Origin of the sequence: Mycobacterium heidelbergense (assembly GCF_050205645.1) — a bacterium.
Lineage (GTDB): Bacteria > Actinomycetota > Actinomycetes > Mycobacteriales > Mycobacteriaceae > Mycobacterium > Mycobacterium heidelbergense_A.
Window position 1 is genome coordinate 1 of sequence record NZ_JBNMQT010000054.1, and the last position, 1,560, is coordinate 1,560.

Sequence of the window (1,560 nt, forward strand, 5' to 3'; positions counted from 1 at the left end):
TTGCGGTATGGGGGTGGCGGTGTCGTTCCACCGGTTCACGACCTGGTCGCGTTCGACCGCATCGATGATCTCGATCTGATCGATCCGCCGCTCCGGATCAACCGACACCGCGTCAAGGACGCGTAGGTAGTAATTGGCGAACTTTTCGACGGTCTCGTGGTTGAAAAGGTCGGTGGCGTACTCGATGGTTCCCGGGATCGGTTGTGGTTCTCCCGGCGTGGGCGGAAGTTCGAAGAGATTGATGGACAGGTCGAACTTCGCAGTGTGGGTAGAAGCAGGAAGCACGTCGACGCCGAGCCCGGGGAATTCGACCTTCGGCAGCGGGTTGTTCTGCAGCGCCAGCGACACCTGAAACAGCGGGTGATTCGCGGTCGAGCGGGACAGGTTGAGCGAGTCGACGAGCCGCTCGAAGGGGGCGTCTTGGTTTTCGTAGGCGGCCAGTGCCTTGCCGGCTACCTGCTGCAGGAGCTGCCCGAACGGCGGATTGCCCGAGGTCGCCACCCGCAGCACCCACGTGTTGGCGAAGAACCCGATCAGGTCGGTCAGTGCGTCGTCGGTGCGCCCGGCGATCGGCCCTCCGATTGTCAGGTCGTCACCGGCGCCGAGTTTGCGCAACAGCACTGACAACGCCGCCTGCAGCACCATCGACGTGGTCGTCCCGGTCTGGCGCGCCAGTTGCTCGATCCGGTTCCGCAGCGGCGGGTCGATCGCGAAGGCCACGATCTCCCCGCGAAACGACCGCTCCGGTGGACGAGGCCGGTCGAACGGCAACGAGATCCGTTCTGGCGCCCCCGACAGTTCACGACGCCAGTACGCCAACTGACGGGACAGGACGCTGTCGGGGTCGTCCTCGCGGCCGAGGACTTCTTGCTGCCAAAGGGTGTAGTCCGCGTACTGGACCGGCAGCGGTGACCAAGTCGGAAGCCGCCCCGCGCGCCGCGCGGCGTATGCCGCGGCCAAATCCCGCGCGAGCGGCACAACCGATGCCCCGTCCCCGGCGATGTGATGGATAACCAACACCACCAGATGCTCGGTCGCCGAAACCCGAAGGAGGGTGGCCCGGATGGGGATCTCCGTCGCCAGGTCGAACCGGTGCTCGGCGGCTGCAGCCACCGCTGCGGCCAATTCTTGTCCGTCGGATACCTCGTCGGCGACGACCGGCGGGGCCACTGTCTCGGCGGGCAGAATCCGTTGCCACGGGGTTCCGTCGGCCTCGGCGAACACCGTGCGCAGGCTCTCGTGGCGGGTCACTACATCGCCGATCGCCGCGGTCAACGCCGCCGAATCCAGCCCGCCGGTGAACCGGATCGCCAACGGGATGTTGTAGGTCGCCGAGGGACCTTCGTATTTGTAGATGAACCACAGTCGGGTCTGTGCGAAAGACAACGGCAATCGCGGCGGCCGCTGCCGCGGCATCAGGGGCGGCCGCATCTGGTTGCCGGCATGCGTGGCGATCCATTGGGCTAGTTGGGTGACGGTGGGGGCGTCGAAGATTGCTCGGATGGGGATGTCGATGCCGAGTTCGGTGCGGATGCGTGCGACGAGTCGGGTTGCCGAGAG

General features: G+C 66.0%; 1 protein-coding gene. It reads right to left on the reverse strand.

The window, feature by feature from the left end:
- Nucleotides 1-1,560: condensation domain-containing protein (locus tag ACQI5H_RS24530; protein WP_427081884.1), on the reverse strand; the 1,560-nt coding region annotated here is incomplete at both ends.